The following is a 20,453-nucleotide window of genomic DNA, read 5'->3' as shown; positions in this document are numbered from 1 at the left end:
AGGAGGAATTTTTGCCGATGTCAAGGGAATCGGGCGTTTGTGCGGAGGCGACCTGGTGATCGCCGCACAAGCAAACGTGCAGATTGACGCCGAGATCGGCAAAAAAGGCCTTTTCCGGACGGATCTAAATAGGCAAATCTCCCTGCGGATGTCAAGCCGAAACCGTCCTATGTCCTTCATGCAGCGAGTGACGGGTCGTCCCCGGGCCGGATTCATTTCCGGTGGCCGGCATAGGCCGGAACAATTGTGCGTCTATGCGGAAAGGCCGCAGGAGGCTGCAATTCTTTGAAAGGCCTCCTCGATGCGGCCTTGGACGTCAGTCGCTCGGGCGGTGTCGATCCGGCGGGTCCCCGGATCCAGCAGGAGGCTTTGGTTTATCTCGATTTGAACAGCGAAGCGCCCTTCCTTGACAAGCCTTTTTCCATAATGGGTGGTGATGTATCCCCCGGCATAAGGGTGATTCAGGGCTACGGAAAAGCCGGCATCGCGGAAGCAGTCGGCCATGCGCCGGAAGACCCGGGGCGGACAGGTGGGGGACCCGCGCCCGCTGCGGGGGCTTCCGCTGCTGTCGCCGTTGTTTCCAAGGACGATGTCCTTGCGGGCCTTTCCGCGGTCAGGGGCCTCCTGCGGCCCGATGTTGTTCAGGGAGTGGCAGTCGTAGAGGCCTGCGCCACCAGGGATCTTCAGCGCTGCCGCAAGGCGGCGGTGAAAGGGGCGGTGGTAGCGCTCGATGCGATCGGCGCGCTCGATCGGGCCGACGGCGGCATCCGGCTGGTAGACCTCGCGCCCGTCATAGTCGATGCGGGTGATGACGCCCCGATCGCCGGCATCGGAGGGGTTTCTGTTGACATCCGCCACCAGCCGGTTCCACTCCGCGGACACGACCGCCAGCGCCGGCAGACCGCTGAATATCTCGAGGGTGCCGGTGTCTACCGACGCCTCGATGTCCCGCGGCTGGAGCTTCATCGTCCTCAAAATCGCATCGGGGACCCTGAGGGCGCCGTGGGGTATGGAAAGGACGAAAGGGAGCTTCATGATCCCGGTCCGCCTCCGCTTTGCCTTCCGTAAAACCAATTGATCGCCAGGATCGCTTCCGGCCGCAGCTCACCCTCGCGCGCCATGGCGGGAAACGAAAAAAGAAGGCGTCCGGTTCGCGCGAGCGGATCCGCGCTGCCGGAATGGAAAGAACTGCTCACTTCACGGCCTTCGACGAGCAGGAACTGGGAGGGGTCCTTCAAATGGGCGACCTCGCTGCTTTGCTCGACCAGTGCGGCCTCCGACCCGCCGCGGTCGATGCGATAGAGCCCCGAGATTGGGGGCGGCATTCCGTTGATTTCCGGCCCGCCTCGATCGAAAAGGAGCACGTGGGACCCCTCGAAGTGGCACTCGATAAGCCGGTCCGCTTCTGCCTGCGTCAATCGGCAAGGTGCGCGGCCCAAGGCTGCGAGGTGAACGGCCTCCATGGGCACCCGCCCGGCCGCCATGTGAAAGAGGGAAAGCGGCGGGAAGGCCCCGGTGAGCCTGGGGTTGATCTCCAGGGGGAACACCTTTCCGGAGAACGAGACCATGAAGTCTATACCCAGGATGCCTCGGTATCCCATCTTTTGGAGGGCTCCAGCCACCAGGCGGCCCTGCCGGTGTGCCTCGGCCTCAACGGACCTCGGCCAGGGTTCGTGCCCCCAGGTATGGCCGCAGAAGACCCCCTTTTCGGTTCCAGCTGCGAACGGGAGATCGATCAACTGTTCCTGGAGCCTCGACTGTAAAATCACTTCATCCATGATACAGGCGGCGATGCTGGCGGGTGTTCCTTGCACATAGCGCCGCACGAGCGCCTGGCTGATCCGGCTTCCGCGCCAGGTGTGCGTCCGGAGCCTCTCACGGAGTTCCCGGTAGTCATCGGCCGACCGGATGAAAAAGGTCCCCCGTCCCCCTCCCTGCACGATGTCGGCCAGTTGCACCACGAAGGATGCCCCCAATTCTTGCCGCCAATGCCGATAATCCCTGCCATGCAGTTCCGCCTCTAATACGATCCTTCCGGGAGGGGTCTCCAGTTCGAGCCGGCCGGCCAGATCCATGAAAAACGCCCGGTGGGCCAATCGCCGCCGCAGGCCGGATGGGTTGGCAAGGACCTGCCAGCCCTCGCGGCGCGCGAGATCTTCGACCTCCGGATAGCTTTGGTACAGGAACAGCGATATGGGGCGAGGCAGGCCCCGCAGGTGCCGGACGACCAACGGATGAGAGAGGAGCCGGGCGGAGTTCATGCCGTTTTCAGGAAGCGGCTCCGGGGATTCTTCCTCGAGGCAGAAAACGGGGGTGCGCCTTTTGAGGATGTGCGAATCGCTGGTCCTCCGCAGGGCTACGATGCGGTAGTTTTCGAGGAAGTAGGCGGGGACGATGCGCGAAAAGGCCGTCATGCCCACTCCGATCAGCGTACCGGTCGAGGGGAATGGGCCGTTTGGGAACAGCTCTTTCAAGGAGAAAGGTAGCATGATTCACCAGCGGCCGATTCCCCCTTGCGAAGGTCCGGGAAATAGCAGGCCACCCAGTGATCCGGTGCGAAAAGCCGAATTTCCGGGTTCTTCTGGCTGCAGTAGAGCCTCTGAGCGACGGCGCAGCGGGGAAGAAAGGGGCAGCCTGAGACGCTCCCGGCCCCTTCGCTGTCCACCCGGAGGAGCGTGCCGTACCGTTTTAGATCCGAACAATCCCCGAATTTGGGGATGGCGTCGATCAGCGCCTGAGTGTAGGGATGGGCAGGGCGATAGATGATCTCATCGGCGGGACCCAATTCCACCAGGTGCCCCCTGTAGAGGACTGCGATCCGGTTGCAGAGATATCGGGCAGCGGCGAGGCTGTGGGTGATGAAGAGGAGGGTGACGTTCATGGCCTCGCGCAGTTCCAGCAGGATGTTGAAGATCTGCGCCGATATGGAGGCGTCGAGCATGGAAGTGGGCTCATCGGCCACGACCACGTCAGGTCCGAGGATCATGGCGCGGGCGATGGCCACGCGCTGGCGCTGCCCGCCGCTCAACTGATGGGGAAAGCGGAAAAGAAAATCCTCCGGGGGAGAGAGACCCACCCGGCCGAGGATATCCCTGGCCGCCTCCAGACGGTCCGTGCGTTTCGAGGCGGTGTGGATCAGCAGGGGTTCGGAAACGGCGTCCAGAATCGAGATCTGAGGATTCAGAGACTGATAAGGGTCCTGGAAGATCATCTGCACCCGCTTCCGAAAGGCCTTGAGCGCCTTTCCCTTGAGGGTGCAAGTGTCCTGGCCGTCTAAAAGGATCCGCCCGCCATCGGGTTCTTCGAGCCGCAGGATCAGACGTCCGGCGGTGGTCTTGCCGCTGCCGCTTTCACCGACCAGGCCGAAGATCTCTCCATGATGGATGTCGAGATCCAGGTGATCCAGGGCCACGACCTGCCCGCGCCCCCGTCCGAAAAGGTTCCCCTTGGTCTCGTAAACCTTGCGGACTTTTTCCAGCTTCAAGATAGGCCTCTTGTCGGGTGCGCTCATGGATTCACCGGCATTGGGCGCAAAGCGCGTGGTGTCCCGGCCCTACGGCTGTCCACGCGGGCGCTTCGCGGCGGCAGGCCGCCGTAGCACCGGGGCAGCGGTCGCAGAAACGGCAGCCTTCGGGCGGGTTTATGAGGTTGGGCATTTCCCCGGGAATCGGTTGGAGGCGGGCCCTGGGTCCTGTCAGAGCGGGGTAGGAAGCCAGCAGCGCCTGGGTGTACGGGTGCACCGGATGGTCGAAGACCTCGGTCCTCGGCCCGTATTCCACGAGTTGTCCGGCATACATGATCCCGATGTCGTGGCACACATCCGCCACAATGGCGATGTCGTGGGAGATGAAGATGATCGCAACGCCGAATTCTCTCTGCAGGTTGCGGGTCTCCTCGAGGATCTGGTCCTGAACGATCACATCCAAGGCGGTGGTAGGCTCGTCGGCAATGATCAGCTTCGGCCTGCAGGACAGGGCCATGGCGATGATCGCCCGTTGTTTCATGCCCCCGCTGTACTGGTGGGGGTAGTCGCGCATGCGGTTTTTCGGAATGCCGACCAGTTGAAACAGGGCCTCCACTTTCTGGGCGGCTTCGGGCTTCTGCATGCCCGGGCTGTGGGCCATCATGGCCTCGGCGATCTGGTCGGCTACCCGGTGAACCGGGTTGAGGGCGTTCATCGCGGCCTGAAAGATCATGGAGATCTTCTTCCAGCGGATTTTGCGCATTTCGTCTTCGAGCAGATCCAGCAGATCCGTGCCATCGAAGGTTACACGGCCCTCGGTGATCAGGGCATTGGGCGGGAGGAGCCGCAGAAGTCCCATTCCGAGGGTCGTCTTGCCGCACCCCGATTCCCCCACGAATCCGAGCGACCGGCCCGCGTCCAGGGAAAAGGAAACCTTCTCGACCGCCCTCCGGAAGCCTTTGCGGGTGTGATAGCCGATGCTGAGATTTTCGACCTCGAGGAGTGGCATCTTACTCAGCCTGTCCCTCCTTTCTGAGCCTCGGGTCGAGGACCTCGTCCATGGCCCGACCCAGCATGTAGAATGACAAGGTGATCAGGGAGATGCACAGACCCGGCGGCAGGAGCCAATAGGGGGCCTTGAACATATGCCCGGTCTTCCATACCCACTGGAGCATCATCCCCCAGCTGACGGTCCCTGGGTCTCCAAAGCCGAGGAAGGCGAGCGCGGCTTCGATGATGATGGCCGAGGTCACCCGGAAGGTCATGTAGAGGAAGGCGAGCGGCAGGACATTGGGCATGATGTGGCGGAAGACGATCCTCAGGTGCGATGCGCCTGCCACACGGGCGGCCTCGATGAAGGGTCGATTCTTCAAGGAAAGGGTCTGTGCCCTGATGACACGCGACACACCCGGCCAGCGAAACAGGGCGATGATCAGAACGATGGTCCAGATATTCAGCTGCCCGAAAAGAGAGGAGAGGATCAATACCACCAGGAGGGTCGGCATGACCATGATGATGTCGGCTGCCCGCATCAGAAGGGTGTCGATGAACCGGCCTGCATACCCTGCGACCATTCCGATTGCAGTGCCGAGAAAGATGCTCATGAAGGCGGCGGACACCCCGACCATGAAGGCCACCCTCGCACCGGCCAAAAGCTGGCTCAAGATGTCCCTCCCCATGAAATCGGTCCCCAGCCAATGCCGTGCACTCGGCGCGGTGGAGCTGATGATTTCGGGGTCGACGCCGGTCATGGGGTCGTACATAGGGTCGATCAGCGGCGGGATGAAGCTCGTGATCGCCATCAGCCCGAAGCAGACCAACAGGATCATTCCGATCTTCCCCAGAAGGTTCTGCCTGAAAATCACCCAGTTCTCACGGAGACGGTCGCTCCAGCCCGAGCGCATGCCCCCTGTTTCTGTTGATCGATCTGGATGAGGTTTCATTCGTATTCCATCCTTGCGGAACGGGTCCCGGTTCAGTACCGGATCCGGGGGTCCAGATAGGCGTATAGCACATCGACCACGAGATTGGACAGGAGGACGACCATGGCGATGAGCAGGAAGGACGCCTGAGCCAGAGGGTAATCGTTGTGGCTGACGGAGAAGACCAGTTCCCGGCCGATGCCGGGCCAGGTAAAGACGGTCTCCGTCAAAGCCCCTCCGTTGATTGAAAACGCCAGACTGAGGCCTACACTGGTGACCACCGGCAGGGCGGCGTTGGGGGCGGCATGGCGGTTGCGGATCGTCTTTTCCGTAAGCCCTTTGGCACGCGCAGTCAGGATGTAGTCTTCCTTGAGCGTTTCGAGCATGCTGCTGCGCATGATGAGAAGATAGCTGCCGAAGTGAATCAAAAACAGCGTCCCTAAAGGAAGGACCATGTGGTGAGCCACATCGAGGGTCTTGAGCCACAGGCCCGCATTCGGATCGAGCCAGATCTCCTCAGAGATCATTCCGTTGATGGGGAACCAGCCCAGTTTGTAGGCGAACACCCAGATGAGGATCAGGGCGAGCCAGGGCAGAAACAGGGTATGGGTCACCAGGGCGCCGAGCGTCATGGTGGTATCGAGACTGCGTCCTTTGTGCCAGGAAGCGATCTTGCCCAGAAAAACACCGGCGAAGGCCGCCAGGACGATCGAAGTCGTGAACAGCAGGACGGTGTTGGGCAGCCTGTCGGCGATGATGCGGATGACGGGCTGTCCGTAGTGGAAAGAAAACCCGAAATTTCCCGTAAAGAAATTCTTGATGTAATAGAGGTATTGAACTCCGAGGGGCTGGTCCAGCCCGAGCTGCTCCATCAGATGCCGGGCATCCTCGGCGGTCATGTCTGGATCGATCATACGAGAGACCGGATCGCCGGGGGCCAGCCGGAACAGCAGGAAGAGGACCGTCAGGATGACGAAAAAGATGATGATGATCTGAAACAGCCTCTTGAAGACGTAGCGTCGCAATTCCATGTTCGATCCGGACTTGCTTGGGTTTTTGCCCTAAAACATCAATTTTCCAAGATGTTTTGCTGTTCGCCTGAGCGCTGCGCAGCAGGGCACGGGTTTTTAATCGACTGCGGCTGAGGAACCCGCCGCATCCACTTTGAAACGGATCGGCTCCCCTCAAAGGGTCGAAGCGCACTCACCGGGGTTCGACGAGGCAGAATGACCAGTGGTTCCCGATGCCTTCGATCATATCGACCCATCCCTTGAAGTGGTCGTTGCGCACCGCCTCGACAACCTTCGGGTTGTAAATCGGGATATAGGGGACATCCTCCAGGATGATGCCTTGCATCGTCCAAATGAGGTCCTGACGCTTCTTCGCGTCCATGGTGGCGGCGGATTCCTCGGCGATCCGATCGAATTCGGGGTTGCGGTACCCGCTCATGTTGCTCCCTTTCGACTTATCGTTGCTGGAGGAGAAAAAGTTCCGGATATAGTCCGGGTCGAGGGAAAGCTTCCCGTAGCCGAGGACGAAGGCATCGAAATCGTGCCGGCTCTTGACCTGGTCGATGAGCGCCCCGAAAGCCATGGGCCTCGAAGTAGCGGGCATCCCCATCTGTCGCAGCCACTCCTGGACGATCATGCCGGTCATCGCCCGGTTCGGATCGTAGTCGGCCGGAGGCGTCAGGATCGTGAAGCCCTCCATGGTTTTGCCGTCGGGCAGACGCAGGCCTTTGGCGGCGCTGATCTTCCCCTTCGGATCGACCGGCGGGGTATCCCAGGAGTATCCTGCGTTTTTGAGGATGTCGTAAGCCGCCTTGATCCGCTCGTTTCTTGGCAGCCCCTTGCCGTAGGACGGGACATTCGGGCAGTGCCAGAAACGGTTGCCGGGAGGAACGACGGAGTCCAGTTCTATCGCGTATCCTTGCAGGATCCGTGTGATGATGAAGTCTTTGTCGATCAGTGTAGCGATGGCCCGGCGAAGAGCGGGATCGCTGAAAGGGGCCTTCCTGACATTGAACCCCAGGTAATAGAGCGCACTTTTGTCGTTCGTGTGGATCTCCACCGTCTTCTGCTTCTTGAGGTCCTCGATGTAACCCGCCTGGATCCCCCACCAGAACATGTCTATCGTGCCCTTCTTGAGCGCGAGGATCGCGGCATCCGAGGTGCCGAAAACCTTGAAGATGATTCCGTCGATGTAAGGACCGAGTTTGTGGCCGGCAATGGTGAGGCTCCGGCCGAAGAAGTCGGGATTGGCTGCCATGAAGATATAGGCCCCCTGCTGCCACTCCTTCAGGACGAAAGGTCCGCATCCGATCGGCTGATCGATCTTGACATTGATGATCTCGGCCAGCGGTTTGTCTTTCCCCCGGATGTCATTCACGATGGGCATCCATTGCCTTTTCTGGACGATCGGCGTGGTCAGGGTCCGGCTGAGAAAAATGGCCTGGGGCTTCTCGAGGTGATACCGGACGGTCTTCTGATCCAGTGCCTCTATCTTCTTGACGAACTTGAAATAGGAGGCATAGCGGGGGATCTTGAATTCCTGGATGAACTCACCCGTAAAAATCACGTCCTCAGCGGTGACTTCGGTGCCGTCGGACCATTTGGCCGGCCTGAGGGTCACGGTGTAGGAGAGATCTGCCGCGTTGTAGAGGGGATCGCTTTCGGCAAGCCAGGGGATCAGATCCAGCTTCTCCGGCTCGCGGATGTAGAGAGGTTGATATATTTGAGAAAGCACCTTGCTGGACCACGTGTCGCTCGCCATCCAGATGTTGAGCGTCTTGGGTTCCTCGAGGAGTCCGACCTTCAGGCTGTCGCGTGCGGAAGCCGGCGAGGTGAAGATGGATGGGAGTGTGCAAAAGCCGACCAGCAGAAGAATGAGCACCAGACCTGTCAGGTTCTTGGAGCAATGGACGTTTTTCATTTTGGTGGTCCTTTCTCTTCCGAAAGTGGTTTGCCGGGTGAACGGATTTCCCTGCTGCACCGCATGGGTTGTCCGTTTCCTACGAGTGGTCCTGTTTCATCTTGCTGACTTCGGTTTCGATAAAATCGATCACATTCCTCTCCAGGCGGACGTTGTTGAGGCGGTTGATGCGCGGGATTCCACCCGGGCTGACACAGTTGACCTCGATGAGCTTGTCGCCGATGATGTCGATCCCCACGAAGTAGAGCCCGTCCCTCCTGAGCCTTTCGCTGATTGTAGCACAGATTTCTCTTTCGCGCGGGGTGATATCGTGTTTATGGGCGCTTGCCCCCGCATGAATGTTCGTTCTGAAATCCCCCGGGCGGGGTTTTCGGCGCATCGCCCCGAGAATTTCACCGTTCAAGAGCAGGATGCGCACATCCCCTTCACTCTTGACGATATCCAGATATTCCTGGACCATGATCGGTTCCCGGTTGGGGTATGCCTGGTAGGTCCGGACATAGTAGTTGATGAGGGAGATCAGGTTTTCGCGGTCGCGGACGCTGACCTTGATGACGCCCTCCCCGCCGAACCGCTGCAGGGGTTTGACGACCATGGCGCCGCCGAAGTCGTCGATGATCTTTTTGAGACGGACGGGGTCGCGGGAGATGTGCGTCTGTGGGATGATATCCGGGAAATTCAGCGTGTAAAGCTTGCTGTTGGCAAGGATCTGGCCGCGGGTGCTGTTGATCATGAAGACCCGGTTGTTGACCGGCGCCAGGAACTCCATGGTCTGGTAGACCAGAGGCGGGTTCTTGCGGAGAAAGAGGGCGTCGAGTTCCGTCACGCTTTCGAAGATGAGTTCGTCCTTTTTCATGCAACGGATGAGCGCCCTCCAGTAGCGGCGGATCGAGAGACCCGGTTCGACCGTGACATTGCGCATACGGGCCAGGACCGCGTTCTGCCGGACGTAGACATCGTGGGGCTCGAGGAAATAGACCGTATGGCCGCGCTCGTTGCATTCGTACATGAGGTGGCTGGTGGTCTCGTTGACGGGGTCGATGGAGTCCAGGCGATCCATCAGAAAGGCGATTTTCATCAGCGGTCTCCGTTCTTCCGTGCGTGCACCCGTTCGACATAATGGATGATCTCGGCTGCAATGTCCAGCCCTGAAACCGCCTCGAGCCCTTTGAACCCCGGCGAGTAGTTCACCTCGATCACCCGGGGGCCGCCGTTCCGGTCGATGATGATGTCCACGCCGGCGATGTCCAGCCCGAGCGCCCTTTTCGCCTTGATAGCGAGATCAACCAGGGCGGGCTCCGGGGCAAAGATGCGTGCACGGCCGTTCTGATGGATGTTGGCGCGGAAATTCCCCTCCTGGGGGGTGAGGGCTGCGGCCGCGGGGATCCAGTCTCCCAGGACAAAGAGACGCACGTCCAGTCTGCCGGCCGGCGGAATGTATTCCTGGACCAGCAATCCGAGGTTTCGCGCATCGAACCTTTCTACGAGTTCTGCGCCGTCCGAGGGATGTTCGAGCAGAAAGACCCCTTCACCCTGGCGGCTTCTGAGGGCTTTGACCACGACCGGACAGCCGCCGAGGTCTTCGACCGCCCGTTCGAGGTTCCCGGGATTGCTGACCAGTATCGACCGGGGCACGGGTATGCCGCCGGCCGCGAGGGTCTGCAGCCCGAGGAATTTGTCGCGAGTGAGGGCGATGGCCGGAAAGCCGTTGATGAGTTGCGTCCCCGAGAGTTCGAAATGCCTGATCAGGGCGAGGGCGTAATCATTGATGGTGGCCCCGATGCGGGGCAGAAGCACCTCCGGCCTGATGCCGGGGCCTTCGATCGTCATGTCTCCGTGCGCAAGGAGGGAGCGGCAATGCTTCGGATGGATCAGACGAGCTTCGTGTCCGCGTTTACGGGAGGCCTCGAGGAGCCTCTGGTTCGGATGGTAGTTGCGATCTCTGGCACTCAGGATACCTATGTTCATACGCCCCTTTTGGCCATCGTCGATTGAGGCGGCCCAAAGAGCCGTGGACAGGGATCGCCGTCTTCGGATGCGCCCAAAAAAGCCTTGATTAAATGTGATGGCTCGCTATTCTAAAAGAATGCGTGATCTGAGGCAAATCAAAAGCGTTTGCGACATCCTCCTAATGTTTCCTCCTGTCTGGACGCCTGTGACACCTTTCCTGGCCCTCCCCGCCCTGACGGCCTATTTGCGTCGGGCCGGTTTTGCCGTGCGGCAGGCTGATGTCAGCCTCCATTTTTTCCTGGAGTACCTGCTGACGCCGGAGCGGCTGGAAGCGATGCTGGCGCAGATCTTGGAAAGACCGGCGGACGGCATGTCCAGCACGCAGCAGGCCCTGGTCCGGGATATCCGGGACCGTCGTGATGTATGGACGGACCGCACCGCTCAGGTGCGCCGGTTTATAGAGGATCTCCGGCAGGAGGCGGGGTTTTTCGACCCCGAACGCTGCATCCGGGCTCAGACCAATCTCTACCGACTCCTGCGGATGGCATCGCTCTCATGGTTTCCGACCTCCTTTACCTTCAACACCTTCCAGCATCCCGGGATCGAGGATTACGCGGGGATGATCCGCTTCTGCGACGACCGGCAGGCCAACCCCTTCCTGGATTTCTACGAGCGGACCATCCCTGACCTGGTGGCGCGGGCAGCTCCTCGCCTGGTGGGAATATCCATCTCCACGACCCATCAGGCCCCCGGGGGTCTGACCCTGGCGAGACTTCTCAAACGGCGCTTCCCGGACGTCCACGTTACACTCGGAGGCCGCCATATCCTGCGCCTTCGGGATGCCTTCGAGAAAGAGCCGGACTATCTCCCTGAATTTGCGCACAGCGTGGTGCTCCAGGATGGAGAACGGCCTCTGGCCTTTCTCCTGGATCGGCTGTTATCGGGCCGGCCTTGGGATGATGCCCCCAATGTAGGCTTTTCGCGCCGGGGGAAATGGATCGAGACCCCGATTTGCGGGCATGAGCCTTTGCCGGAACTGCCCACGCCCGATTTTACGGATCTCGACCTCCGGAGCTATCTGTCGCCCGTCCCCATCCTGCCGATCCGTTTCTCGGAAGGGTGTTATTGGGGGAAGTGCGCCTTCTGCTCGCGCTACGACAACCGTCGTTTTATGACCGTCCCGCCGGAGCGGGCGGTCGCCCACCTGGCCGAACTGCACTCCCGGCATGAAACCCCCTGCTTTACTGTCAATGACGACTGCCTGACGGCCCCCTACCTGGCGGAGGTCGCCCGCGGGATCCTCGATCGAGGGCTTCGCCTCGACATCTCCCTCTGGTGCAAGCCGGTCGGCGCTTTTACGGCTGATCGGCTGGATCTCCTGGCCCAGGCCGGGGTCCGGCTGGTGCGGTGGGGGCTCGAGACGGGGCATCCGCGCATCCTGAAGCTCATGAACAAGGGAACCCGGCTGCCCGAAACCCTGAGGGTGCTTGGCGACGCCTCCAGGGCGGGGATATGGAACCACGCCACGGTCATCTTCGGCTTCCCTGGCGAGACCCGGGAGGAGGCCGGTGAGACGCTGCGTTTCCTAGAGGAAAACATCGACAGGATCCATTCTTCGATCTTTTTTCGTTTCGTGCTGCTCAAGTACTCCCGCATCATGCAGCGGCCGGAGGACTATGCCATATCCGAAATCAGCGAAAGCCCGAGCCCCTTCGGCTCCGATCACCCCTTCGTCTGCCGGGAAGGCATGGACGGGGCGGCCCTCACGGCCTTTCTCGAAGAGGCGCAGACTTACCGCCTGAAGGATCTGTACGGGCACCCTTTCTGGTACTATCTGCGCATTCGGGAATACCTGATGCTCTATGTCTCCCGGTATGGGCTCGATGCGGTCCTGAACTGGAAAGTGTCGCCGGGTGATCTGGTTCGATATGACAAGGGGTCGCGGATTCAGCTTTTTTTCGAACGTCCGGCGGATGTCCCCGAAAAGATCCTGGATGGTATTTGCCGCCTGGTCGAACTGGGGGGCGAGGTGGGGCTCAGCTGGATCCGGGAGAATCTGAAAAAGGCCTGGCTGATCGGCTACGCCGTCGAAGGGGAGCGGGTGGTGGCCACCATGACGCACAAGCGGCCTTTGGAGAGGTATCGGCGCCGGATCGAAGAAAAGACAGGGCTGAATCTCGACGGTTATCTCGAAAGGGGATATACGGCGGTGCGGCCCGATTACCGCGGCATGGGGCTCGGGGACCGGCTGCTCAAGGGTTTGGTGGCCCGTTCCCCCGGGTGGAAGATCTATGTCACGATCCGGATGGACAACGAGCCTGCGCTCCGTTTGACGGCGCGAAACGGCATGCGGCTTGCCGCCACCTATATCAACGAGAGGACAGGACATGAGATCGGGGTCTTTGCTGCAGGCGCTGCAGCCTGACGAGGGGCGGCTTGCGGCTGCGATGGCCGGGCCCCGGCAGGACGAGGCTTACAGCCGGGCGGAAGCCGTCTTCAAAGAACTGCCGCTGCCCGAAAAAGTGAGACTGGTTGAGGCCTTTCGGCCCACCATCTTCCAGATCGAGAGCACCAGCCGGTGCAACCTCAATTGCCCGCTCTGCTCGACCCACCACCTGCGGCGGGGATATACCGAGATGCCGCTCGAATGGGTGGAAGGGATCGCCGCGGACAACCCTGCCATGCATTATGCCTGCCTTCATCTGATGGGGGAACCGCTCTTGTCCGGGTCCGTCTTCGATATCGTGGCAAGCTTGAAAACCAGGGGGATTTACACCTTTTTCGCCACCAACGGGATGCTCCTGGAGGAGAAGGCCGAGGCGGTCGTCCGAAGCGGCCTCGACAAGATTTCGATCTCCCTTGACGGGATGACGCAGAACGATCTGGGGATTTACCGCCGCGGGGCGGATCTCGAAAAGATCCTGAGAGGCATCGAGGCCCTGCGCCGGGAAAGGAACCGGCAGAAGCGGTCCACCCCCCTCATTCAGGTGCAGACGGTCATGTTCCCTTACAACGAAGCGAAGGAGGCGGCCCTGAAGCGCTTCATTCAGGGGCTCGGGGTCGATCGGATCAAGTTCAAGAAGCCCAGTTTCGAGAGCTTCGGGAGCCGGAATGAGGCGTCGGGAGCATTCGGCCGGTTCGCGGCCGGCGGGCAGGGGAAGTACTCGCGGCGGCAGGAGGGGTACAGGCCCTACCGGGAGACGGCTGTCTGCCGCCTGCTGTTTCAGGGATTCGTGCTCTCGGACGGAGCGGTGGTGCCCTGCTGCATCGATTATGACGGAGAATACGCCTTCGGGAATCTCAGGGAAAGACGTTGGGGGGAGATCTGGAGTTCCGATGCCAGGCGCAGCATGCTGGAGCGCTTTTTCGAGGGCCGCCTGGATATCTGCCGCACGTGCACCCTTGGCTATGACTATTCGACGACGGTCTGGGAAAACAAGCCCTGATGACGCGACGATGCCTGCGGCACCCTGTCAGGGACGGTGATGGCCGTATTTTTCCCGGCGCCTGCTATGGTTCTTTGAGGATGTCAGGGGTGCCGATCCTTTCCAGAACAGATCTCGTGCCGATCCGGGGTTATCCTGTCCTGACCTTGCTGTGCAGCTCCCTGATCCGCTGGCTTAGGGCCCTGCAGATGTGCAGCGCGATCTGGGGGTATTCCCGGACGATCTCGGTGAATTCACGCTTGTGGAGGACCAGCAGCCGGCTCTTGTCCAGGGTACGAATGGTGGCTGAGCGCGGGGCGTCCTCGAAAAGGGCCATTTCCCCAAAGTAGTCCCCATCGCTGATCTGCGCGAGTTCGACCCCTTCTTTGCCTTCGGCTTTTTCGGCATATCCCTTGAGGACTGCGACGCGTCCTTGGATGATGAGGTACAGGGTGTCGCCCGATTCGCCTTCCCGGATGACGATCTCGCCAGGTTCGACGACGATCTCTTCGGTGACGGAGGCGATGGCAGCCAGTTCGTTGACGGAGAGGCCTTCGAAGATCTGGATGCCCTTGAGACGCAGCACCTTGTCAGGGATGGTGATTTCCTCTTCCATGTCATCCTTCCTTTCAGATCCGGTGCCTTCCAGGCGGCGCAGCGCATGGTGCGCCATCCGCTGCACGAACGGGTTGTCCGCTTCGGTCAGTTCCTGGATATGTTCTTTCTCCACGATGGGGGTCTCTTGAGCGGCAACGAGGCTCAGGGTGAAAAGCACGTTGACCCAGTCGCCCGAAGTCAGCAGATAGCGGTATAGATCCGACGGGTTCGACGGATTGAAGCGCGGCAGGGAGTAGTTTTTCCGTCCGGTCTCGAGGGCCTCGGAGACGGAAAGGCCTTCCAGCAGGGGCATCAGGATTTTCGACAGCGAGGCGTCGATGCGGCTGTCGAGGGCCTCGATGCTGTTGGATCGCTGGGTCTTGTTCGTTGAGGAGATTCCCCGCCAGATCAAACGCATCTGCCCCGAGGTGTCCTGAGCGGCGAGGAGCCGGATGATATTTTCGACGAGGAGGTCCTTCTTCTGCTCCAGGTGGTCGGCGAGCATCCGCCCTTGCTCGGATTCGGGCTGCTGCAACAGCGCGTCCTTCACGACCAGACAGGTATAAGCTTCCTGAAGTTGGCTGCGGGCGAAGCGAATGACGTCGAGGTCCTTGATGTCCAGCGTCTCGAGCACCCGGAAGAGCCCCTCCCGCACGCGGCGGCTGGGTGCTGTCAGGGATTCCAGGAAAAGTTCGACGCTTTGATAGGGGGCCTCCTGAAGTTTTTCAGCGGCGTATTCATGGATGAGATCGGATGGATCGTCGAGCAGGCGGATGGCCCTCCGGGAGGCGGCATCGTCTGCGATAACGTAGGCCCGGAGGGCGGCCATCCTCACGTTTTCCTCCTGATGGCCGAGGAAGGGCTCCACCAGCGCGTTGATGTCGGCCGGGGCGAGCCTCCTGATGGCCTCGAGCACCAGGACCAGCAAGGCCGGGTCGTCTTCCTTGGCGAGCATCTTTTGGAGCCGGGGAAGATAGGCTCCGTCTCCCGAGCCGCCGGCGGCGATGGCGGCGGCCTTCTTCCCTTCGAGATGGCCGGATGCGAACCAATCCGCCACGATCGATGCGTAGTCGGAGGGCGCCTGCGGATAGAGCCCCGCGACGGCCCAGGCCTTGATGAGGGGATCCTGCCGCGCGTCGATGACCTTGAGGTTGAAATCCCTCGAGAGACCGGCCGGCAGCCGGTTCGATGCCTGGAGAATCGCCGCCATGAGCTCGGGGCCCGCCTCGGCGGAAAGAGACTCTAGGACGGGAATGGCCTTCTCGCCGGCTTGGGGCGACAGCATGGCGAGGAGGGCGATGCGGGTTTTTTCATCCTGTTGGGGCAAGGCCGAGAGGATGACGTCGTCGAGGCCGCTCACGTCCAGGGATTTCAAGAGCCTGGCATACCAGAGGCAATCGTCGTTCCGGCTGGAGGCGCAGGCCTCGGTCAGTTCTGTGCGGACCTTCCGGTCGGTGAAGATCTGGTTCAGCTCTTTGCCTTCGATGGATTTCAGGTCGAGCATGTTGCGCGAAATGAGGTCCAGAAGGATTTTGGGGTAATCCCGCTTGAGGATGAAGGTCGCAAGCAGCCAGATGCCTACGAAAGTACAGGCTATGACCGACAGGAAGCGGGGATGGATCAGCCCCTCGCAGAGCATGATGATGCCGGAGCCTGCCAGGGTGCCGATCCGGACGATCGTGCCCCTGAGGAAAGGCCGGATGACGGCGCGGTAGGCCGGGTGTACGAGGCCGACCAGGACGGCGCGCCCGGGGTTGTTGATGGTATTCCGGAGTACGGTAGTGGAAATCCGCGCGTACATGGCGGAGAGGATGTCGAAGCGGAAGAGGAAGGCCAGGAACGCAAGAATATAGTTGAAGGGGTGGAACATGAGGGCCACCGGCAGCCCCCACCGGCCGTAGATGCGGCCTACGAAGAGCAGGATGACGAGACTGATCACGTTCATCGCCCCCCGAAAATAGCCGAAGAACAGGAGCATGCCGCTTTCGGTGGCGAACTGCTGATCCGCTGCGAAGTTGAACTGGTAGTTGATGATCGGGATGACGATATTGGGCATCAGCGTCAGGACCACGAGGATCTTGACCAGCTTCGATTCCTTGATCATCGGACCGACTTTTTTGAACTCCTCGATCAGCGAACTGCGGTTTTTCTTTTTCTTCCCTTTTTCCTGGTCGGGGCTGTCGATGAACAGGATGGAGGGGAAGCGCACCCCCATCCGCTGCACCATGAAGGCCCCGAGCATTGACACGGCCAGGTAGATCCAGAGGATGTTGTCGATGGTGATGGCCTTGGCCAGAGACGGGGTCGCGAAGCTGCCGATCACACCGCCGAGGACTCCTCCCGCTGTAATGAGCGGAAAGAGACGCTTCGATTGGCGGGTGTTGAAGAGGTCGTTCGCGAGGTTCCAGAAGACCAGGCCCAGCAGGACCTCGTATTGCGCCTTGAGGATGAAGAAGAGCGGGTAGATGTAGTCGAAGCCCAATGGAATGACCAGCCTCAGCGCTGCGACGCTGAGGCCGCAGAAGAGCTGCATGTAGGCGAGCAGGCGGCTCCCCGGCAGCTTGACCATAATCCCCGTCACGATGCCCATGAGGACAAAGGTGGTTATGGAGTTGACCATGTAGACGACAGGGAGATATTCGACGCCGAAGCGCTTCAGGAAGGCGGTTTCAGCGAAGTTGTCGAAGAGGACGTTGCCGCTTCTAATCAGAAAAAGGAGCAGGGTTGACCAGATGAACAGACCGAACTCGTCGGGGTAGATTTTGAGCCACTTGCTCAAGAGGTTTCGCATTCGGTCCGCCTCGTTCCCAGTGCCTGCCTTGGTTGGAAATAGATGCCAGGGGAGCGTAGCGTTTTGCGCGACCCGTGTCAAGATGTTGCTTGGTGGATGACGCTCACGTTGACTGGATTGGTGACCCCCTTCAGTTTTACGGCGACCATGCTGACGGGCCGGTGATCCGCGAAAATGTACCGGCCGATCGCATCGGAGCATACGACCTGACCGGGGAGGGCCTCGGACTGGATCCTTTGGGTGAGATTCACCGGCGCCCCGACGATCCCGTATTTGGCGCGGGCCTCGGACCCGATGTTCCCGACGACGACCTCTCCGGCGTGCAGGCCGATGCCCATGTGGAGTTCCGGCAGTCCGAGGCGGGGGGCGGCGCGGTTCAAAGCGGTCATAGCCTCCTGCATCTCGACCGCACAGGCGGCGGCATGCCGCGCGGAGGGTGCGACGGGCCCGTCCAGCGGATCGAAGAAGGCGAGGATGCCGTCCCCGAAAAAATCGACGATGATGCCGTGATGTTCCTGGATAATCGGAATGACGGCCGAAAGATACCGGTTGAGGATGCGGATGATCTCCTCGGGGCGGCGCGTTTCACAGATGGGCGTGAAATGCCTCAGGTCGGACATGAGGATGGCCACTTCCCGCTTTTCTCCTCCCATCCTGAGGGATTCCGGACGCTGCATGAGCTGTCTGGCGATGTCGGGATCCATGTAACGCCCGAAGGTGTCCACGATGAGGTCCCGCTCCTTGAGGCCCTCCACCATGGTGTTGAAGCTCCGAACGAGTTGGCTGATCTCGTCGGATCCGGCTTCCTCTAAAGTCCGGTAATCGCCGACGGCCACCCTTTCGGCTGCCCGGGAGAGTTCGGCGATGCTCTTGACCGAACGGCCGACCATGAAGCGGATGAACCCAATGAGGACGAGGATCGAAAGGGAGGCTGCTATGCCATAGTAGAGCCTGAAGGTGAGGATCGGGGCAAGCACCCTTTTCCCCGATGCGAACAGGACGATGGTCCAGGGAGCCTCCTCGATGTGGTAATATCCCCAGACCATCTCCGGCGGGTGCCCCGGGCCGAGGATGGTGCCGTGAGAGTTGTTCTGGATCTGGAGAAGCAGCTCCAGTTCGAGCGGGTCGCCCGTTTCTCCCAGCCGCTTGCGCGTCAGGGGCGCCCGGGCGGTCTGTGAGATGATGCGCCCGTGCCGGTCGACGAGATAGACGGTGTCGCTTTGCCACCAGCTCAGATTGAGGATGTCCTGCATGATGTAATCGAAGCTGATGGTGACCGTCAGGATCCCCAGCGTTTCTCCCCTCTCGTCGTTCAGCTGCGAGGTGAGGGTGACGGATTGCTCACCGGTCAGCGTATTGTAGGCGGGAGGGCTGACGTCCGCTATCCTCGCCTGCTCGAAACGCATCATCCTCATGCTCATGCTCATGCCGCTTCCGGGCTGCCGGTCCATCATGCCGCCGTGGCCGGTGAAGCCGGGTACGGACATGTGCCGGGGGTCCAGCCAGGTCAGCGCAACATTCAGGACACCCGGCATCTGCCGCAGCTCATCGAGGATCCACTGCTGAGCGTCGTTGTCCTCGAGCCTTCCCGTGCGATGAAACATCTCCATCCACTCGATGGGGGCCTGGAGGCGCATGTCGATGTGGTGGGCGGACCGCTGCAGCTTGAGGATGGCCGCCTCCCGCCACTCGTTCAGCATGACTTCCTTCGCGAAAAAGAAACCGAAAAACCCCAGGCCGAGCAATGCGATCGTCAGCGGCAAAAGCAGAAAAACGGCGATTTTCTTCTGGAGAGAGTCCAATTTCGGGCGTTTCAGCAACGGTTCCTCTCAGTTGGATGATCGTTTGAAAAAGATCCGCCGCTCGCCGGATCGAGGATGGTTCCATGGCGAGCCAGGCTTTACGGCATCACTCCGTATTTCTTCAGTTTTTGATGCAGCGTCCGCCGGGTGATTCCAAGGCGCCGGGCCGCTTCGCTCTTGTTTCCAGCCGCCGATTCAAGGGTCTTCAGGATGGTCATCCGTTCCACTTCTTCGAGCGGAATGTCCGCCGGCCCCATCTCCTTGGTCTCCGGTGGGCCGGCTGAGCCTTCCACACCCTCGGGCGCGCGTTCCAGGAGGAGGTCCTCGGTATCCAGAACCTCGCTGCGTGCCAGGACCACCGCGCGTTCGATGACGTTCATCAGTTCGCGCACATTTCCCGGCCAGGGGTAGCGGAGCAGCCGGTCCATCGCCTGAGGGGTCAATCCCTTGAGGGTCTTGCGGTTCTTTTCCGCAAACTGCTTCAAGAAATGCTCCGCCAGCAAGGGAATGTCCTCCCTTCTTTCCCTCAGAGGAGGGACCTCCAGCCCGACCACGTTCAGCCGGTAGTACAGGTCTTCCCTGAAGCGGCCGTCCCGGACGGACTCGGGCAGGTCCCGATTGGTGGCGGCGATGACGCGGACGTCGACCTTCAGCACCTGTTCGCCGCCTACACGGACGAGCTCCCTTTCCTGCAGCACCCGGAGGAGCTTCGCCTGCATGGAGAGGGGCATTTCGCCGACCTCGTCGAGGAAGAGGCTGCCGCCGTGCGCCTGCCGGAACTTCCCCTCCTTGAGGCGGTGGGCGCCTGTGAAGGCGCCCTTTTCATGACCGAACAGCTCCGATTCGAGGAGGGTCTCGGTCAGCGCTGCGCAGTTCATCTTGACGAACGGCCCGTCCTTCCGGGGGCTGTTGAAATGGATGGCGGCAGCGACGAGTTCTTTTCCCGTGCCGGATTCCCCGCTGATCAGGACCGTCGCCTCCGAAGGCGCAACCCTCGCAACGGTTTGGAGCAGTTTGAGCATCGCGGGGCTCGAGCCGATGATCCGCCGCGCATCGAAGGTTTCACCCAGTATCTCTTTGAGCCGCCGGTTTTCTTCCTTCAGGCGCAGATGCTCCATTGCCCTTTCCATGGTCAGCTGCAGTTCGTCGAAATCGAGCGGCTTCGTGAGATAGTCGTAGGCGCCCTGCTTCAGGGCGCTCACGGCCGTTTCGACCGATGCGTAGGCCGTCATGACGATGATGGGGATGGCGGGATTGAAGGCCTTGATGGCGCTCAAAGCCTCGAGGCCCGAGACCTTGAGCATGCGGATGTCCATCAGGATCAGGTCGAAGGCCTGCTCACGGGCCTTGGCGATGGCCTCCTCTCCGTCGGCGGCTTCGACGACGGTATATCCCCATCCTTCGCTCAACGTCGAGAGCATCGTCCGATGGGCCGTATCATCGTCGACGATCAGGATGGTCCCTTTCTGCTGCACCCCATGACTCCTTTCGATGATGGCCTCGTCCTGCCGCCGCTGTCTCGGGCGGTGCCTCCCCGCCGGAATCCAGACGGCCGACTTTGCCGTTGATGAT

Annotated in this window: 14 protein-coding genes; 2 read left to right on the top strand and 12 right to left on the bottom strand. The window is 60.7% G+C overall.

The genetic code is table 11. The features are described 5' to 3' along the window. Positions 1–252: 252 nt before the first annotated feature. The 9 genes from H567_RS27105 to H567_RS0109075 all read right to left on the bottom strand — a co-directional run bounded on the left by H567_RS27105 (position 253) and on the right by H567_RS0109075 (position 10,284). A complete protein-coding gene (locus H567_RS27105) occupies positions 253–1,035 on the bottom strand; it encodes an N-formylglutamate amidohydrolase (RefSeq protein ID WP_028321168.1) in 783 nt (260 codons plus the stop codon). Then, positions 1,032–2,414 (bottom strand): ATP-grasp domain-containing protein, encoded by a 1,383-nt coding sequence (locus tag H567_RS0109110; protein ID WP_028321167.1) that lies wholly within the window; start codon positions 2,412–2,414, stop codon positions 1,032–1,034. The genes H567_RS27105 and H567_RS0109110 overlap by 4 nt, the downstream gene beginning before the upstream one ends. 56 nt (positions 2,415–2,470) lie before the next feature. Further along, entirely contained in the window at positions 2,471–3,484 is a 1,014-nt protein-coding gene (locus H567_RS0109105) for an oligopeptide/dipeptide ABC transporter ATP-binding protein (protein WP_244155446.1), read from the bottom strand. Positions 3,485–3,515: 31 nt separating this feature from the next. Beyond that, positions 3,516–4,472 carry an ABC transporter ATP-binding protein gene (locus tag H567_RS0109100; protein ID WP_028321165.1) on the bottom strand — a complete coding sequence of 319 codons (957 nt, stop codon included), beginning with the start codon at positions 4,470–4,472 and terminating at the stop codon, positions 3,516–3,518. 1 nt (position 4,473) lies between these two features. Beyond that, positions 4,474–5,406: an ABC transporter permease gene (locus tag H567_RS0109095; protein WP_035253839.1), complete on the bottom strand. Its 933-nt coding sequence runs from the start codon at positions 5,404–5,406 to the stop codon at positions 4,474–4,476. Between the two features lie 32 nt (positions 5,407–5,438). Next, positions 5,439–6,416, bottom strand: a complete 978-nt coding sequence (locus H567_RS0109090; protein ID WP_028321164.1) for an ABC transporter permease — start codon at positions 6,414–6,416, stop codon at positions 5,439–5,441. Positions 6,417–6,588: 172 nt separating this feature from the next. After that, positions 6,589–8,316, bottom strand: a complete 1,728-nt coding sequence (locus H567_RS23985; protein WP_051184656.1) for an ABC transporter substrate-binding protein — start codon at positions 8,314–8,316, stop codon at positions 6,589–6,591. Between the two features lie 79 nt (positions 8,317–8,395). Next, positions 8,396–9,394 carry an ATP-grasp domain-containing protein gene (locus H567_RS0109080; protein ID WP_028321163.1) on the bottom strand — a complete coding sequence of 333 codons (999 nt, stop codon included), beginning with the start codon at positions 9,392–9,394 and terminating at the stop codon, positions 8,396–8,398. Beyond that, on the bottom strand, positions 9,394–10,284 hold the full coding sequence (locus tag H567_RS0109075) for an ATP-grasp domain-containing protein (protein ID WP_084517075.1): 891 nt from the start codon (positions 10,282–10,284) through the stop codon (positions 9,394–9,396). The genes H567_RS0109080 and H567_RS0109075 overlap by 1 nt, the downstream gene beginning before the upstream one ends. A gap of 187 nt (positions 10,285–10,471) precedes the next feature. Between H567_RS0109075 and H567_RS0109065 the strand changes: the two genes are divergently transcribed. Both H567_RS0109065 and H567_RS0109060 read left to right on the top strand, forming a co-directional pair. Then, positions 10,472–12,691: a GNAT family N-acetyltransferase gene (locus H567_RS0109065; protein ID WP_161626587.1), complete on the top strand. Its 2,220-nt coding sequence runs from the start codon at positions 10,472–10,474 to the stop codon at positions 12,689–12,691. Beyond that, a complete protein-coding gene (locus H567_RS0109060) occupies positions 12,654–13,712 on the top strand; it encodes a radical SAM protein (protein WP_035253836.1) in 1,059 nt (352 codons plus the stop codon). Before H567_RS0109065 ends, H567_RS0109060 begins: the two co-directional genes overlap by 38 nt. 130 nt (positions 13,713–13,842) lie before the next feature. On the opposite strand, the gene H567_RS0109055 is transcribed toward H567_RS0109060, so the two are convergent. The 3 genes from H567_RS0109055 to H567_RS0109045 all read right to left on the bottom strand — a co-directional run bounded on the left by H567_RS0109055 (position 13,843) and on the right by H567_RS0109045 (position 20,302). Continuing rightward, entirely contained in the window at positions 13,843–17,079 is a 3,237-nt protein-coding gene (locus tag H567_RS0109055) for an Npt1/Npt2 family nucleotide transporter (protein WP_028321159.1), read from the bottom strand. A gap of 77 nt (positions 17,080–17,156) precedes the next feature. After that, positions 17,157–18,899, bottom strand: a complete 1,743-nt coding sequence (locus H567_RS27100; protein WP_028321158.1) for an adenylate/guanylate cyclase domain-containing protein — start codon at positions 18,897–18,899, stop codon at positions 17,157–17,159. Positions 18,900–18,979: 80 nt separating this feature from the next. After that, the gene (locus H567_RS0109045; protein WP_051184666.1) at positions 18,980–20,302 is read right to left on the bottom strand and encodes a sigma-54-dependent transcriptional regulator; all 1,323 of its coding nucleotides are present in this window, start codon (positions 20,300–20,302) and stop codon (positions 18,980–18,982) included. Positions 20,303–20,453: the final 151 nt, after the last annotated feature.

The organism is Desulfatiglans anilini DSM 4660 (assembly GCF_000422285.1).
GTDB classification, from domain to species: Bacteria; Desulfobacterota; DSM-4660; order Desulfatiglandales; family Desulfatiglandaceae; genus Desulfatiglans; species Desulfatiglans anilini.
This window is presented reverse-complemented; position numbering and strand designations above follow the sequence as displayed.

Coding starts and splice junctions, on each gene's coding strand:
- H567_RS0109095 (WP_035253839.1), bottom strand. CDS start 5,406: ATGAAACCTCATCCAGATCGATCAACAGAAACAGGGGGCATGCGCTCG.
- H567_RS0109110 (WP_028321167.1), bottom strand. CDS start 2,414: ATGACGGCCTTTTCGCGCATCGTCCCCGCCTACTTCCTCGAAAACTAC.
- H567_RS0109100 (WP_028321165.1), bottom strand. CDS start 4,472: ATGCCACTCCTCGAGGTCGAAAATCTCAGCATCGGCTATCACACCCGC.
- H567_RS0109090 (WP_028321164.1), bottom strand. CDS start 6,416: ATGGAATTGCGACGCTACGTCTTCAAGAGGCTGTTTCAGATCATCATC.
- H567_RS27105 (WP_028321168.1), bottom strand. CDS start 1,035: ATGAAGCTCCCTTTCGTCCTTTCCATACCCCACGGCGCCCTCAGGGTC.
- H567_RS0109080 (WP_028321163.1), bottom strand. CDS start 9,394: ATGAAAATCGCCTTTCTGATGGATCGCCTGGACTCCATCGACCCCGTC.
- H567_RS0109075 (WP_084517075.1), bottom strand. CDS start 10,284: ATGAACATAGGTATCCTGAGTGCCAGAGATCGCAACTACCATCCGAAC.
- H567_RS0109060 (WP_035253836.1), top strand. CDS start 12,654: ATGAGATCGGGGTCTTTGCTGCAGGCGCTGCAGCCTGACGAGGGGCGG.
- H567_RS0109045 (WP_051184666.1), bottom strand. CDS start 20,302: ATGCTCTCGACGTTGAGCGAAGGATGGGGATATACCGTCGTCGAAGCC.
- H567_RS23985 (WP_051184656.1), bottom strand. CDS start 8,316: ATGAAAAACGTCCATTGCTCCAAGAACCTGACAGGTCTGGTGCTCATT.
- H567_RS0109055 (WP_028321159.1), bottom strand. CDS start 17,079: ATGCGAAACCTCTTGAGCAAGTGGCTCAAAATCTACCCCGACGAGTTC.